At 41.5% G+C, this 15648-nt stretch carries 14 protein-coding genes; 1 reads left to right on the plus strand and 13 read right to left on the minus strand.

Going from position 1 to position 15648, the window contains the following annotated elements; all coding sequences use genetic code 11:
* Positions 1 to 5: 5 nt before the first annotated feature.
* Positions 6 to 824: an ABC transporter permease gene (locus G4D54_20240; GenBank protein ID QJA04596.1), complete on the minus strand. Its 819-nt coding sequence runs from the start codon at positions 822 to 824 to the stop codon at positions 6 to 8.
* 376 nt (positions 825 to 1200) lie between these two features.
* On the opposite strand from G4D54_20240, the gene G4D54_20245 reads away from it, so the two are divergent.
* Positions 1201 to 1620 (plus strand): hypothetical protein, encoded by a 420-nt coding sequence (locus G4D54_20245; GenBank protein ID QJA05246.1) that lies wholly within the window; start codon positions 1201 to 1203, stop codon positions 1618 to 1620.
* Between the two features lie 270 nt (positions 1621 to 1890).
* Here G4D54_20245 and G4D54_20250 read toward each other — a convergent pair whose 3' ends face one another.
* The 12 genes from G4D54_20250 to yaaA all read right to left on the minus strand — a co-directional run bounded on the left by G4D54_20250 (position 1891) and on the right by yaaA (position 15583).
* Entirely contained in the window at positions 1891 to 3864 is a 1974-nt protein-coding gene (locus tag G4D54_20250; protein ID QJA04597.1) for an MBL fold metallo-hydrolase, read from the minus strand.
* A gap of 178 nt (positions 3865 to 4042) precedes the next feature.
* Positions 4043 to 4852: a PIG-L family deacetylase gene (locus G4D54_20255; protein QJA04598.1), complete on the minus strand. Its 810-nt coding sequence runs from the start codon at positions 4850 to 4852 to the stop codon at positions 4043 to 4045.
* A 94-nt stretch (positions 4853 to 4946) separates the two neighbouring features.
* Positions 4947 to 5948: an NAD(P)H-dependent glycerol-3-phosphate dehydrogenase gene (locus G4D54_20260; GenBank protein ID QJA04599.1), complete on the minus strand. Its 1002-nt coding sequence runs from the start codon at positions 5946 to 5948 to the stop codon at positions 4947 to 4949.
* 102 nt (positions 5949 to 6050) lie between these two features.
* Positions 6051 to 7910: a 1,4-alpha-glucan branching protein GlgB gene (gene glgB / locus G4D54_20265; protein QJA04600.1), complete on the minus strand. Its 1860-nt coding sequence runs from the start codon at positions 7908 to 7910 to the stop codon at positions 6051 to 6053.
* 402 nt (positions 7911 to 8312) lie between these two features.
* The gene (locus G4D54_20270; protein ID QJA04601.1) at positions 8313 to 10007 is read right to left on the minus strand and encodes a phospho-sugar mutase; all 1695 of its coding nucleotides are present in this window, start codon (positions 10005 to 10007) and stop codon (positions 8313 to 8315) included.
* 689 nt (positions 10008 to 10696) lie between these two features.
* Complete coding sequence (locus G4D54_20275; GenBank protein QJA04602.1) at positions 10697 to 10963, minus strand: phosphocarrier protein HPr; 267 nt, start codon at positions 10961 to 10963, stop codon at positions 10697 to 10699.
* A gap of 37 nt (positions 10964 to 11000) precedes the next feature.
* Positions 11001 to 11540, minus strand: coding sequence for a DUF523 domain-containing protein (locus G4D54_20280; protein ID QJA04603.1), 540 nt, complete (start codon positions 11538 to 11540; stop codon positions 11001 to 11003).
* A gap of 473 nt (positions 11541 to 12013) precedes the next feature.
* Entirely contained in the window at positions 12014 to 12424 is a 411-nt protein-coding gene (locus tag G4D54_20285; GenBank protein ID QJA04604.1) for a gamma-glutamylcyclotransferase, read from the minus strand.
* Position 12425: 1 nt separating this feature from the next.
* Positions 12426 to 13067 (minus strand): pyroglutamyl-peptidase I, encoded by a 642-nt coding sequence (gene pcp / locus G4D54_20290; protein QJA04605.1) that lies wholly within the window; start codon positions 13065 to 13067, stop codon positions 12426 to 12428.
* Between the two features lie 15 nt (positions 13068 to 13082).
* Positions 13083 to 14018, minus strand: coding sequence for a DUF979 domain-containing protein (locus G4D54_20295; GenBank protein ID QJA04606.1), 936 nt, complete (start codon positions 14016 to 14018; stop codon positions 13083 to 13085).
* Positions 14011 to 14688: a DUF969 domain-containing protein gene (locus G4D54_20300; GenBank protein QJA04607.1), complete on the minus strand. Its 678-nt coding sequence runs from the start codon at positions 14686 to 14688 to the stop codon at positions 14011 to 14013. Before G4D54_20300 ends, G4D54_20295 begins: the two co-directional genes overlap by 8 nt.
* A gap of 148 nt (positions 14689 to 14836) precedes the next feature.
* Positions 14837 to 15583 carry a peroxide stress protein YaaA gene (gene yaaA, locus G4D54_20305; protein QJA04608.1) on the minus strand — a complete coding sequence of 249 codons (747 nt, stop codon included), beginning with the start codon at positions 15581 to 15583 and terminating at the stop codon, positions 14837 to 14839.
* Positions 15584 to 15648 lie beyond the last annotated feature (65 nt).

Here is a 15648-nt window from a genome sequence, read left to right on the forward strand (position 1 = left end):
TCCTGCTAAATCATATCAATAAACTTACGTTTAAATTTATACATAAGGGCACACCCGATCACAAATAAGATTATAACGACTGCCCAGAAATAAAGGGTCTGAGCCGGATGATCCAAAAATGTTTTATTGTAGAATATAGAATCGCGATATCCATTAACGATATAATATACAGGATTCAGTTTCATAATTTTATTCAAGAGTTCATGATAGGGAACATGATTACCAAAATGACATTCCCAGATAACGGGAGAAAAATACATCAGCATCCGCATCAGTGATGTTATCAGCTTACGAATATCTCGCCAGAGCATAGTTAAAACAGATAAAATCAGCGAAACGGCTTCAACAAATGCAAATGCACATAACGCATAATAAAGCAAACCAAACCAATAGATATTCGGAAAAAAACCATGAATCGCCAGTGTTACAAATGCTATTAGAAGCATACAACCATGGTTAAAAAATTCTTTTGCACAAATGGTAGCCGGCAGAACACTGACTGGGAATTTCATTTTCGTTATTACATTTGTTTTTGAAAAAACAGCACTACAGCCGTTCTGAATACAGGGCTGCACAAACCACCATGCCGCATAGCCTACGACCAGCCATGGAAGATAATCAATCTTACCGATTGGTTGCTTCTGCCATGCGACACCGAATATCAACCAGTATGTAAATACCTGAATTGCCGGGGATGCAAAATTCCAGAATATTCCGAACTTGGAATCGCGCATATCTGCCAGTAATTCATATTTCGCTATACAGAAAATACGGTACAGATTAGAGAAATTTTCATTTAATACATACCTTATACTTTTAAACATAGACCTAACTCCTTTGAATTTCACAAGAAATCATATTGATTATACTACAAATGATATCTATAAACTAGATGTTTTTCATTTTTCTGTTTTTTAACATAATTTCAGTCTCTTCTATATGCAAAATCATATAAGTTACAGAGTTTGTATATATATTATTCTTAATATATGGTATATATAATTACGTACTCCTTAAGTTTATAGCTTATTTAGGAATAATTTGTAAAAAATTGGAATTATTTGTAATTAGTTATTAATCATATTATGATATAATTTAAATATAGAAAGGGGTATTGAATAATACTAGGTGGATACCAATGGGAAACATAGAGTATTCTTAACGATGTTGACTTTATACAATTAAAAGGAGAATACCATGATGTTGAAAAAAATAACTATTTTAATAACTACAATCTGTATGACCTTTCTCTTAAATGAACTAACTATATATGGGGAAAGTACAGATACTATAATAACTAACGATATCACCACACGCGCAAGTTATATTTCTAGACAAAATGTAAAATCGCCATTTTACTATGACGGAGAAACCTATAATATAGACGTTACTTATAAAGTTTATATAGATTCTAGCACTGGGAAAATAATAGATGTGGACCTTGACAAATGGTCATCGAATTTACCAAATGGAAAGTGGACTGTTTGTGAATTGATTTCAGTTTACTATATTTCGAATTACCAAGTTGGCGTAACTGTAGATGTAAATATAATGAGTTGGCTTGGAGTAGAAAAAGTTTCCCGTATACAAGTAAGTTTAAATTCAACAGGGCCTATTTGATAAAGGTACATAGTTGATATAATTTATCAGTATCATAAATTAGAATTACACGACTCTTATAAAGCTTTAAGTAGCTGAAATAGTAATAAAAAAGGAGTATTTTAATTCCAAATAATCCCAAATATTTGGACAGAATTAATTACTCCTTTTCTATAGTAAATACATATATTTCAATTTAGTCTTGAAACTTTTTCAATATATCTATTATTATAACTGCTCAATCTGCTACTAAGCATTTTTATAATTAATTAAAAAAATATTTATCCATGTTTACTGATTCTGGAACCCCCAGCTGTTTATGTACCCAATCCATTTGCCTTTGCTGTAACAGGAATAATACAAGCTTCCATCTGGTCTGGCCAGAGAGCGCTTTATAGTAAAATTCTGATTCTTATATTTCGTCATGCGTCTTACCCATTTATTGGAAGGAGCATTGTAAAGCCAGTATTTCTGCGGGTTTGGTGTATTGAATTTCCTAGTATTGTTGGATCCCCAGCCAAAATAGGTGTCTTTTGTCACATTGTTTTTTAGTGCATAGGAGTTTACATAGCCTATCCATTTTCCATTATAATAAGCTGACCAGTATGATGTTCCTTCATCATTGACATATTCTCTTGTAAGCAATAAAGGCTTATTGTTATAATTTTTCATACTGCCAAGCCATTTCTTTTTGAATGGATCATAGCGGTAATACTTCGAAGCGTTCGGTGAAGAGAAAACCTTAACCCTTCTGGATAGCTGATAAAACCCTTCTGTTTTGCCCGGATACGTAAATTCCTGTGAATAAGCAGCAGTGCTAAACCGCCATCCTTCTTTATATTTATCTGCTGTTCTTACTACAAAACGGTACGCTTTCCCTGGCTTTCCTTTTTTGAATGTATAGGTGGTATCCTGCTGACATGACAGCCAATGCCATGCTTTGGAGTCATCTGTCTGATAATATACACGATATTCTGTTGGACGTGCTACCGGACTCCAGCTTAGCAGCACCTGGTCTTCCTGCACATCAACCTTCAGGTTTTGCGGAGTCTGTGCCTTGTATATTTTTTCCATTGGTTTTGCGGAAGTAGTTAAATGATTTCCATCGCTTTTCACAACAATGGTTCCATTATCTGCTGTTGAATAAATATCTGCATATGAGAGATCACGCCGTGTTCTTTCTGCCGGCAAAGCATTCAGGTTATTGCCTGCCCTTCCATTCGTTGAAGCTACTGCAATACTCGGCTTTACCTGTTCGAAGAATTCATAATTCCCGGAAACCTCCGAATCATCTGGTAAATCGCCTAAGTTCAGATAGCCATGATGCGGAAGCTTTAGGTAATCAACCTGTAGAATATTTTTACATTGCAGCAAATCCTTTAGATTATCATCTCTTTTGGCCATCTCCTGAAGCTGTGTAAGCAAAGCAGGAGCACTGGCAATCAGTTTTTTCTGACCTTCCCGCTGCAAATCGCCGGTTAATAAAAATGAAGTATTCTTATAGTCAATTCTTATCACTAATGAGCTATTGTTTATTGCATCAATACTGGTACCTTCCGCTGGATCGGCAGATGTCAGAAACAATACACGCGCCTGCTCATCACCTTCTCCCAGCATAAAGTAATCTCCTGCACGAGGTTCGCCGAAGCTCATAAATGGATCAACAAGTCCATCATCCTCGCGTGCAAGCTGAGCATCCATTAATTCAGACTGGTATGCTTCATAATAGGAATCTGTTTCAAATGGAGCACCCCAAAACATTCTTGTATTTACGCCAAAATAGCGATTCATAACAGGAATGAACCCACCGATATGGTCGTAATGTGGATGTGTTGCAATCATGACATCCAGCCCAGATTTGCCTTTATCCGCAGATCCTTCCTGCGTATTCACGGTTTGAATCCCCTGTGACTCCAGATATTTTGTGACAGTGTTATCCGGATTTTCAGCAATCAGCTGCTTCACATTATTCCGGAACGCATCCGACTGCTCTTTGCTAACCTTATTGTTTCCCATAAGGTAACTGCTTAACGGATTTTTGAAGCTGTTCCCTTTTTCTTCTGCTTCCGTAGAATAACCGGCATCAACCAGCATTGTCTGTCCCCCGCACCGGATCAACGTTGCATCTGCATTCCCTACGCTGATCGTATGTATTTCAAATCCAGTATTTTCAGCCGCCTGAATAACATTTTTCTGAAATGGTGAAGCTATATTCATACCCAGCGCCAGAAATAACACCAGAATGCTGATACCAATCTTTCTCATTTAAATCCCCTTTCTTACATACATAGCTATTATAGCGCAATCCTATCCATAATATCAACTTTATATAAAACTTTCTTTAATATTCATTTTTCGCTAACTATATTTACTATTTATACAAAAAGTCAGAACCTATGTATATACGCTTTTGTTCTGACTCTAATTTAATTTCTGAACTGCATCAAAAGCCAAAATACCAATCCTTGTATCGGATAAATTTTTCATATGGCACCATATGATCAAAAATTCTGTGTGCATATCCCTGCGAGAGATAAACCTCACTCATTAAATTTTCCTTTGCCTGCGCATCCTGCAAATCTAAGGCACCCGGTATCGTATGATTCAGCAGGTAATTTGTTTTATAAAATTTTCCGAAGTATTCCAGCTTACCCGTAAGTCCCAGCTTTACACATTCATTGGTTACAATCATACTTGTGAATTTATGTTGAATATGACCGTATTCACCATCCGGATTATGTGTGACAATCGAATCCCACTTTTTATAATTAAGAACATAATCAATATCATTACGTATTGGATCCTTAACTTTTTTCCAGTTGTTTTTCACGTGCTTTGGATTATCGGGATAATTAAGAATAATACCATAATTTCCAGTCAGTTCCATTGCCTTTTCAAATTCCTTTTTCCTGATTTTGTTATTCCCATTTGTCAAACAAATTATCAGATATCTGTCTTTCATTATATGATCTCCGGCCCATAGTGTTTCATCATCCGGATGCGCTATAATCATAACATTCTTTATCTGTTTCACCAGCTGATGATCAATTTTGAATGACGCAGGATTCAATTTTTTTGTAACATTTTTGATGCTTACTGTATTACTGCCTTTATAGGCGATTTCTTTCACATTCTCTTTACCCTGTATATATTGTTCCGTAATTCGATAGGTTGCTGTATTCGTAATCGCAAGAAGCAGAATCATGACAGCAGCTATCCGCAAATGGTACTTTCGTTTGTTTCGTTTCCTCATCATCATCACCTGGTCTCATTCTAACATAAAAAAAAGTCTACACTTCTTAATATATCTTAAGTTATGTAGACTTATACTTAATAACTATTAATTTTTAAAAATTTATCTCAGACTTCAAATCACGAAGCATTAGATCCCTTGCGGAATCCTCGGGATTTTTATCCTCAAACAGCACCTGATATATTTCATTGACAATCGGCATATCGATACCCAGACGCTTTGCATTTTCATGCACCGCCTTCGCTGTTCTGACACCCTCCACGGTTTTCGTATTATTATCCCAGAAATACTTTGCACTGTTATGCTTGCCGATATCATACCCTGCCTGAAAATTTCTGGAATGCTTACTTGTACAGGTCACAATCAAATCTCCGATACCTGTCAGCCCCATGAAGGTTTCCTTTTTACCGCCCAAGGCAACACCGTACCGCGTCATTTCCATCAGACCGCGGGTAATCAAAGCTGCCCGTGTATTATCACCATATCCAAGACCATACAAGACACCACTTGCCAGTGCAATGGCATTTTTCACTGCAACCCCGATTTCACTTCCTATTTCATCTGTACCGGTATAAATACGCAGATAATCATTGGAGAAGAGCTTTTGAATTTTCTGTGCATCGGCTTCCTTCTGCGATACCGCACAGATCGTTGTCAGCATACGGATGACAACCTCCTCCGCATGACTTGGACCAATCAGTGAAACCACGCTGCTGAGATGCTCAGCACTTATATTTCTGCGAATGACATCCGACATTCGATCAAAGGTCTCCGGATGAAATCCTTTGGATGTATTAACAACAACAACCTTATGATCCAGCAAAGCATCAATTTCTTTACAAACGCTTTCCACAGCAATCGTCGGTATACTTAAAACGATCACATCCGCATCCTTTACAACCTGGATATCAGTCGTTGCCTTAAGCGCCGGATTCAACTCCACTCCAGCAAAATATTTTGCATTCTGATGATTTTCATTGATATCCCGTATTTCGCTCTCGCAATTTCCATATATCATCACATCTTCATTATTATCACAAAGAACCTGGGCCAATCCGGTGCCCCAGCTTCCGCTGCCTACTACAACTGCTTTCACTTTATTCCCTGCCTTTCGTAAGGTCAATGCTTACCTGATAATCATTATACACATTTCCCCGCATACCGACAACTCTTTTTCCTTGACTGCCGCTGTAAACATTTATTTTACGGCTTTTTTGACAGGTTTCTTACGCTTTTTCAATTCCAGCAGCACACCGCCGAACGCAGGCACATCCACCTCGATGGTATACGGCAGCTTGTTACATTCCTTTTCAACAGCCTTCATTTTTCCAAGCTCCGTGATCTCTCCGCCCCAGATATCCTGTTCCGTATTCAGTAGCTCATGATACACACCCTTTTCCGGAACACCGAACGCATGCTTCTTATAGGCATTTGGAGAGAAATTCAGAATGACGATGTAATAGCTGTTTTCATTTTTACGAAGGTAGCTGAACATATTTTCATCCGCATTGTCCGCATCAATCCACTGAAAGGAGGTCCAGTCATATTCTGTTTCATACAATGCCGGTGTCTTACTATACAGCTCGCCAAGCTTCGCAAAATACCTGTGAAATGCATCATGCATCGGATATTTTAACAAATCCCAGTCGCACTGCTTTTCTTCATCCCATTCACGGAAATGCGCCAGTTCATTTCCCATAAAATTGAGCTTCTTGCCCGGATGCGTGAACATATATAAATACAGGGTCCGCAGCTGTGCGAACTTTTCCTCATAGCTGCCCCATATCTTATCGACGATGGTTTTCTTTCCATGTACTACCTCATCATGGGAAAACTCCATAATAAAGCGTTCGGAATAGAAATAAGCCATGGAAAAGGTGATATTATTGTGATGCCACTTTCGATAAATTGGATCCTTTTCCAGATACTTCAACGTATCATTCATCCAGCCCAGATCCCATTTATAATCAAAGCCCAGTCCGCCATCCTGCGTTGCCTTGGTCACATTTGCAAAATCACTGGAATCCTCCGCAATCAGCATGACACCTTTATATGCCTCAGACAAATGATAATTCATCCGCTTAATGAAATGCAGGGCACCTTCATTTTCTCCCAGGTCCTTGTTTCCATGCCAGTGTATGATATTGCTGATGGCATCCATTCTCAGACCATCCACGTGATACTTATCAATCCAGAAGGCAGCCGCCGACATCAGGAAGCTGCGCACCTCTTCTCTCCAGAGATTGAAGTTCGCCGTTCCCCATTGAGAATCCGCATCGCATGCCTTCTCATATTCATACAGCGGTGTCCCGTCAAAATATGACAGGGAGAAATCATCACGCACGAAATGAACAGGCACGAAATCCATAATGATTCCGATATTGGCACGGTGACATGCATTGATCAGATACATCAGCTCCTGTGCACTTCCATAGCGACTTGTTGCGCTGAAATACCCGCTGCACTGATAGCCCCAGGAACCGTCAAACGGATACTCATTCAGCGGCATCAGTTCAATATGTGTAAAATTGTTTTCTTTCACATACGCAATCAATTCCTTCGCAATATCCTTATAATTCACCCACTCCTGATCTTCATCCTTTTTCCAGGAGCCCAGATGCATTTCATAAATATTCACCGGTTTATCAAAATTTTTCGTACGCTGCGCAAGCCATTTCTCATCGCTCCATTTCTTATAATCCAGATTTGTAACGATGCTGGCCGTATTGGGACGCAGCTCGGAATAAAATGCATACGGGTCCATCTTATCGACAATACGTCCGGTAGCCTGTGTCACCCGATACTTATACATATCGCCTTCTTTGGCTTCTGCCACAAACAGTGACCAGATTCCCTTATCATCCTTGCGGCGCATCTGGTGTCCCTTGCAGCTCCAGTCATCAAAAGAGCCGATGACCTGAATGCCTTGCGCATGCGGTGCATACACCGTGAAGCGAACTCCTTTTTTCCCCCGTTCTTCACACAGGTGTGCGCCGAACAGCTCGTAAGCATCCAATGCACAGCCCTTATAATAACGATCCATAATTTTATTTTTCATGAGTAGCCCTCCAGTCTGTAACTACTTATATTTTACTCTATTTCAACACGAAAACCTATAGGTTTTCCTCTCTTTTTCATAAATTTGTAATGGGTTACATTACTTTTTTACCTATTTGTATACTATTTGCGAATAGCCTGATTCAAATAGTATACAGGCTTTGAAGCTCAAAGTTTTTCTATGCGGAAGCTTGACAGGAACAGATGAATGCGATATGCTGTATACGAAGATAGTTAGTTTAAACTAACAAACAAGGAGGGATAACCATGCTGCTGTCTTTACTAGCATTGACCATACTGACAATCGCATTGCTGAGCACCCGAAACTATCTGCTGCACAGCTATCGCTGACATTCATATAAAACAGTAAGTGGTGAGTTCATGATCGAACTCACCACTTTTTTTATTTGATCATTTCTGCCATCGCATTCTGGAATGCCAGAGTTTTCTCATGAGCATTGTCCAGTGATGTTCCCTTGATACAGTAATAGAACTTGCATTTCGGCTCAGTGCCACTTGGACGAATCGCAATCCAGCTGCCATCCTCCAGATAGTATTTCAGAACATCGGATTTTGTAAATTCGCAAAGCTCCTCTTCTTTTCCGTTTTCAATGATCTTGCTTTCCTTATAGTCTTCGAAGCGGATAACCTTCACATCGTTAATTGTTTCCACTGAAGTCTTACGCAGGGTCGCCAGAATTTCCTGAATACGCTGTGCGCCTGCCTGCCCCTCCAGCTTTAGCGATGTCTGGCTTTCCTCATAGAAGCCCAGCTCCGCATACAAATCATACAGAACATCCACCAGAGTCTTGCCCTTTGCCTTGTAGTAGCATGCCGCCTCTGCCAGCATCAGACATGCCTGCGGAGCATCCTTGTCACGCACGAACGGCTTGATCAAAGAGCCATAGCTTTCCTCATATCCGAATACATACTGTTTCTCATTCGTAATTTCGTATTTTGCCACCTTTTCACCGATAAACTTAAATCCGGTCAGTGTCTTTTCTGTAGCAACTCCGTATTTTGTGGCGATTTTTTCTCCCAGATCACTGGTCACCACAGTATTGAACATCACCGGGTTGTTCGGCATGCGATCCTTCGCCTGCAGCTGTGAGAAGATGTATTCAATCAATACAGCACCACTCTGATTACCGGTAAGCAGCTTGTATTCCCCGTCATGCTTTACACCAACACCCATACGGTCGGCATCCGGATCACAGACAAGGATAATATCTGCATCCTCTCGCTTCGCATATTCAATCGCAAGCTCGTAGCTTCCTGCCTCCTCCGGATTCGGTGTCGGTGTATTGGAGAAATCAGGATCCGGAGAACACTGTTCTTCCACAGCGACAAAGTGATAGCCTGCACGTGTATACACTTCCTTCACAGGAATGTTCGCAGTTCCATGCTCCGGCGTAAAGATTATTTTCACATCATCCTTATTGATATCCGGATTCAACTGAATGCTGAGTACATTTTTATAATACTCTTCATCCACATCCTTACCAATCACGGTAATCAGCTTTTCCTGTTCAGCGGAAGGCTCTGCCTTGATGGCAAGCTCATCCTCAACTGCATTTACTCGGTCGATAACCTGTTGTGCCAGTGCAGGCACCAGCTGACATCCTTTTTCATCATACAGCTTATATCCGTTGTATTCCTTCGGATTATGAGAAGCGGTAACCATGATACCTCCAAAGCAGTTAAAATGACGAACGGCGAAGCTCAGCTCCGGTGTCGGGCGAAGACTTTCAAACACATAGGATGCAATGTTGTAGGTCGCAAGCACCTTAGCGGAATCCATAGCGAATTCCTTTGACATATGACGGTTATCATAGCCAATGGCTACCCCCCGCTTCATCGCATCTTCCCCGTTTGCGCAGATATATTCTGCAAAGCCGACATTCGCCTTGCGGATCGTATGCAGGTTAATACGGTTTGTACCAGGTCCCAACAGACCTCTCATCCCCGCTGTACCAAATTCGATGGTTGTATAAAACGCATCGTTGATCTGACCCTCATCCATCTGTTCCAGCACTTCTTTATAAGAAGGATCCAGATTCGGATGGTTCAGCCATTTTTCATAAATATCTTTCACCATAAACTATCTTCCTTTCTGTTGATTGCTGGTTTTATTATACCATAATCTCATGGTTTTTTCTGTAAAAGTTTAGCGAATGTAAGCGATTACCACATTTTAAAGAGTTAAATTAAAAATTTTGCCATTCTGTACACGAATTGCATCTGATTTTTATTTGAATTTCATACAAAATAAGGAATGAAACGACTATTCGACTACTGTTTTCCTGCAAGTATTGTCTTTACATACATGAAAAAATCCCGTTTTCGATTTATACCCTCTGTGGAAAGTTTTCATTGTACAGATGGATTTCATATGAAACAGCGCGTAACATGCACATCTTCCTTTTAATGGCGTGCTGACAGGAATATACGGATATGTCTCTGTCTCCGGCTATCATAGTTGAAGTCGAACCCCTCAGATGCTTCATATCACCTATTCTGTAAAATACAGGTATTTCCACACCGCCTATGGATACGGCTTAAGCACATTCGAATCTCTGGCAGAGACTGCGTCCTCATCGATAATAAGGATACAGGTAAGATACATGCGGTAAAATATACCGGCATTTCACCTGAAATGATATTCCTGCATACGCACAACAGCCGTATATTGTTTTTTTAAGTGAAACCTCCATCCAATACTCATATACAAAAAAAGCTCCGTCCACAGTCTATCAGCAGGACTGTGCTCGGAGCCTTTCTCTTTTATTAACCGATGATTTTCTGAGCGCGCAATACTTCTTCGATTGCAGCGATTGCAGCATCTTCGTCATCACCATTGCAGGAAATAGTAATTTCAGACTGCGTAGGGATTCCCAGTGACATTACACCCATGATGGATTTCATGTTTACTTCACGGCCCTTGAAAGACACGTTAACTTCACATTTGAATTTGCTTGCAGCGTTCACAGCAACAGTTGCCGGACGTGCGTGTAATCCAACTGGGTCAATAACAGATACAGTGATTTGTTTCATTTTATATTCCTCCTATTAAACAACTTTTTTACATATCCTATTTTAAACCATTTTGATACCACTTACAATCTTTAATTCGTTTTTTTTCGAGAAAAATTGCTTTTCCCATGGGTTTTCCATGCATTTCTAAGCCTTTTGTAGAAAGCGGCTTCACTTCTTCCAAAAATTCCCCGCAGGTCATTACCGGGATTCCCTCATCCAGCAGCAAACGTGCAAACATTCCATCGCCCTCCACCAGCCGGTTTTGAAAGCTTCCATCATAAATGATTCCCTTTCCGCAGCTTGGACTACGCGGCTGTAAAATGACCAGATCCGGCTGAAACTCACGTATCTGTGCCAGTGCCAGCGCTGCTCCCTTTTTAAACTGCGCAGTTACATCCTCACCTTCTGTATTCATGATGTACTCCCCCGATATCTCCGCACAAGCTCTTGGAGTAGGAAGACCACCCAGCACCTCGGGACACACCTGCAGCACCTCATGCTCCTTCAGATAATCGATCAATTCCGAGGAAGCATTATTTCCGCCATTATATTTACAATTTACTCCCAGCAAGCAGCTGCTTACAGCATATTTCATTCCTTACCCCTCCTGTTTATTCAATGTATTTAAATAATGAATGTAGCCTTTTCTTATTTTCTATAAAGAAAACAGCACACCTACATCTCTATACATTCTATCATAAACCATCCAGTGACACATACAAATGTTTGTGTATCACATAAAATTCAATCCTCTCAATATCGATTCGCTTTCGCATATCATCATGAAACAAACTATAAAACCATAATTGGCAGCTTCCTTTCACATTCTATCATCATTCCCACGCATATCCGGATAGGAACCATATGTTTAAACTCCCTCTTTTCTCCCACGCTTTGAGCGCAGGCGCAGGCATTGCCTAACAGTTGTTTCAATTTACTGATTTCATCACAAACTGGATTTTATTTCACACATCCCTATCGACGATTTTAAGCGCATCTGTATATTCACCCAGACGAGCTTGTAACACAAAAAAGCCGCCTGCACAGATTACAGTACGGCTTCCTGTATTAGTTTGCTTTTGCCTTGCAATAGGCTGTAAAATCATGCTCCTGTATAATTTCATCCAAAAGCTCGCGGTTCCCCGGCCTCTCCACATGATACCAGTAGACAGGCAATATATCCAGCTGTGTGCCCTGTTCGTCCAGTATCTGCGTGTTTATTTTCTCATATTCATTTTCCGAACTACCAGGCACATATTCCTCCAGTGCATCAACCGCACGGGCTGCCGCTTCATCCACCTCATAGATTTCTCCAAGAATTCTGGAATTCCCCGGAAGCAGTGCCGGGTATGAGCGTTCCTTTAGGGAATACAGTTCCCCAATGACATAGCCATAGCCTAAAAACCGACTCTTCCCCTTCAAATAAAGCTCATAATTATACAATCCCATTCGCAGGGATCCATAAACGAACAGCTTCATTCTAACAGATGGTGCCTCCTGTCGTTTTGACATCCGCTTCATTATGAATCATTGCGGAAATAGCACAGGTTAACCCCTTAACGATAACCTCCAGCGCCATGCTCGGCTGTCCCGGCTTGTCCACCACCTGCTGTGGAAGATACGGAATATGGATAAATCCGCTTTTCTTGCCGGCAAATTCCTTTTCAATCATATAGCGCACACCATAAAGCACATGGTTGCATACAAAGGTTCCCGCACTGTTTGATATAGAGGCAGGTATCTTGTTTTTGCGTATCTCATTCACCATTGCCTTGATTGGCAGGTTGGAGAAATAGGCAGCATCACCATCCGCAAACACAGGCTCATCAATGGGCTGATTGCCTTCATTGTCCGTGATACGGCAGTCATCGATATTGATACCGACACGCTCCACGGTAAGATCACTGCGGCCACCTGCCTGTCCGATCGATAGAATCATATCCGGATCATGCTTCTGAATAGCTTCACGAATCACCTGCAAAGACTTATGAACGACAGTAGGTATTTCCAACTTGATAATCTCTGCGCCCTCTATCGTAGCTGGCAGCAGCTTCACTGACTCAATAGCGGGATTTATCGGTTCTCCGCCAAACGGATCAAATCCGGTCACTAATATTTTCATAAACAGCTTCCTTTCCTAGAACGCCAGCAACAGCATCAGTACGATGTGTACGACGATCATTGCGAATGCCATCGGTGCCTGTGCCCGAATGACAGTCCATTTATTTCTTGTTTCCAAAACAGCCGTTGGCACAATATTGAAATTGGCAGCCATCGGTGTTAATAAGGTACCACAAAATCCGCAGGTCATACCAAGTGCTCCGACAACAACCGGGTTTCCGCCCTGTGCAATGACAAAGGGAATACCGATTCCCAGAGTAATGACAGAGAATGCCGCAAATGCATTTCCCATAATCATCGTGAATATTACCATGCCAAGGCAGTAGATAATGACTCCGATCAGAATATTGCCGCTTGGTACGACACTGGATATCATTGTGGAAATCACATCACCGACACCGGCTTCGGTAAACAGGGTACCCAAAGCGCCCAAAAGCTGTGGCAAAAGACAGGATGCACCGACCTGCATCAGCTGCTTGGTTGTATTTTCACGCGTTTCATTTACCTTTGGACGGCAGATGATAACCGCCAGAACAAAGGATACCAGACAGGCGATTCCAACCATAACGGCACCATCCAGCGCAGCGCTGTCGATTCTGACAAACGACATCACCAACGCCATCAGACCAACTGTCACGGCCGGAAGGAATATCCAGCTTTTAATCCGTCTGCTTTCTTTTTCCTTTTCCTCAACACTGACATCCCGGAAGGTACCGATACGTACCTGTCCGCTAACTGTTAAAATCCCCATAACCACAAGGATTCCTCCGGTGATCGTACTCGGAATCCATTTTCCAAGGATGAAGATCACACCGACAAGCACCCAGAACAGCGCTGTCCCGTATTTTGCCTTATCATTCTTCTGGAATGCCCGCCAGCCGGCATCCAGACAAACCAGTCCGCATAATGCATAAAATATTTCCGGAGCGATATTAGTCAGAAAATCAGTCATGACGAGCACCTGCCTTTTTTACCTTACGGTCAAACAGGAAAACCTGCAGGAATGTAAATACCACGGTAATAACCATAACCGGAATACTGGCCATCGCAATACTTGGCAGTGTAACCTCCTTGTACATGGAAAGTGTTCCCTGAATCAGCACAACACCGCTTGCCGCCGCAAAGCAGTTCTGTGCAAAGAAGTTACCGAAGTTTTCCACAGCTGCCGCATGTCCCTTCAGCTCCTCCACCTCATTTTCACTCAGGTCACTCTGCTTACTCACCTTTGCCGCAGCCTCTGACATTGGCAGAATCAGCGGACGGACAAACTGAACATGTCCTCCGATCCGCACATTGAATGCACTGGCAGCAGTACGAACAAGCATATAGATTGCCAACACCTTTCCTGCGGATGCATTTTTTATTTTTCCTATCAAATATGCCGCACGTTCCTTCAGCCCGTATCGCTCAATAATCGCGATTACCGGGAAGATAATCAGGAAGATCGACATCAGACGATTGCTAACAAAAGACTCTCCCAGAATGGAAAGAATATGTGGAATATCCATTCCTGCAACAATTCCTGTCACCAGACCAGCCAGCAGAACAGTTGCGAGTACATCGAACTTCAGTGCGAAGCCGAGAACGATGATTACGATTCCAATCAATTTCAAGTATTCCATAATAAACTCCTCTCTATCATGGGGATTTTATCATTAACGGTAAAAAGTCGCAATCATTTTCTTACAAAATTTTATGAATTATTTTCACATTTTACCTGAAAAAGAGCTTCAGGCTTCCATTTTTTATTGAAATAAGCCAGCATTTACCTTATTTTCGTTTCACAAACACAAGCTCCTGTGCCTTGGATAATTCCTTTTGATATGCATAGCCGTCCGCATGAAAAGCGATAAGCTCCTCTGCGGTGGATATACGCTGTGTGATGATCCAGTTAACCATTGCGCCTCTTGCCATCTTCACCTGCGTGGATTCTGTTTTCAGTCTGCCCGCTTTCTCTATAAGAAATGTCACTGTATAGGTAGATTCTTCGCACAGATAAGGGTACACCGCTTTTGAATATTCCTTACTGGCAAGATTGATGATACAGGGCTTTTCGCCTTCCTCCTGCAAGAGGAAATGCGCAAGACGATCCCCCCAGTACGCATACAGATCCCTGCATTCACCGATCGGCAAACGTGTCTGCATTTCCAGACGATAGGGCTGGATGGCATCCATGGGACGTAGGACACCATACATACCGGACAGTATTCGTATACAGTCCTGTGCATAGGCGGCATCCTCCTGTGAAAAATTCTCCACCCCCATATGCTTGAACTGCAGTCCGTTATATGTATACAGCGCGGGTGAGCCTGCAAGAGAAAACGTCATGTTCTGATACCGCTGTACATTCTCCACAGCTATTTTCTCATTTATTTTCATCAGGGTACGCAGCTCATCAGCGGGGAGCTGCTTCAGCCTTTCACATATAACTTCACTGTCGTTGATGAAGTGTGGAAGCTGCAGCGGTTCTCTGTTTACCGGCTTCATCTGCTTGGTTGGTGATAACATTATTTTCATACTATCTTCCTCATTTCTCCTGTCTATTATAGCAGAGAGAGCTGCTTTGCGGCATTGATTTGCAT

Source organism: [Clostridium] innocuum (assembly GCA_012317185.1).
GTDB classification, from domain to species: domain Bacteria; phylum Bacillota_I; class Bacilli_A; order Erysipelotrichales; family Erysipelotrichaceae; genus Clostridium_AQ; species Clostridium_AQ innocuum.

Excerpts from the sequence above, each read along its gene's own strand:
- G4D54_20240 (QJA04596.1), bottom strand. The coding sequence starts at position 824 with ATGTTTAAAAGTATAAGGTATGTATTAAATGAAAATTTCTCTAATCTG.
- G4D54_20245 (QJA05246.1), top strand. The coding sequence starts at position 1,201 with ATGTTGAAAAAAATAACTATTTTAATAACTACAATCTGTATGACCTTT.
- G4D54_20250 (QJA04597.1), bottom strand. The coding sequence starts at position 3,864 with ATGAGAAAGATTGGTATCAGCATTCTGGTGTTATTTCTGGCGCTGGGT.
- G4D54_20255 (QJA04598.1), bottom strand. The coding sequence starts at position 4,852 with ATGAGGAAACGAAACAAACGAAAGTACCATTTGCGGATAGCTGCTGTC.
- glgB (QJA04600.1), bottom strand. The coding sequence starts at position 7,910 with ATGAAAAATAAAATTATGGATCGTTATTATAAGGGCTGTGCATTGGAT.
- G4D54_20270 (QJA04601.1), bottom strand. The coding sequence starts at position 10,007 with ATGGTGAAAGATATTTATGAAAAATGGCTGAACCATCCGAATCTGGAT.
- G4D54_20275 (QJA04602.1), bottom strand. The coding sequence starts at position 10,963 with ATGAAACAAATCACTGTATCTGTTATTGACCCAGTTGGATTACACGCA.
- G4D54_20280 (QJA04603.1), bottom strand. The coding sequence starts at position 11,540 with ATGAAATATGCTGTAAGCAGCTGCTTGCTGGGAGTAAATTGTAAATAT.
- G4D54_20285 (QJA04604.1), bottom strand. The coding sequence starts at position 12,424 with ATGAAGCTGTTCGTTTATGGATCCCTGCGAATGGGATTGTATAATTAT.
- pcp (QJA04605.1), bottom strand. The coding sequence starts at position 13,067 with ATGAAAATATTAGTGACCGGATTTGATCCGTTTGGCGGAGAACCGATA.
- G4D54_20295 (QJA04606.1), bottom strand. The coding sequence starts at position 14,018 with ATGACTGATTTTCTGACTAATATCGCTCCGGAAATATTTTATGCATTA.
- G4D54_20300 (QJA04607.1), bottom strand. The coding sequence starts at position 14,688 with ATGGAATACTTGAAATTGATTGGAATCGTAATCATCGTTCTCGGCTTC.
- yaaA (QJA04608.1), bottom strand. The coding sequence starts at position 15,583 with ATGAAAATAATGTTATCACCAACCAAGCAGATGAAGCCGGTAAACAGA.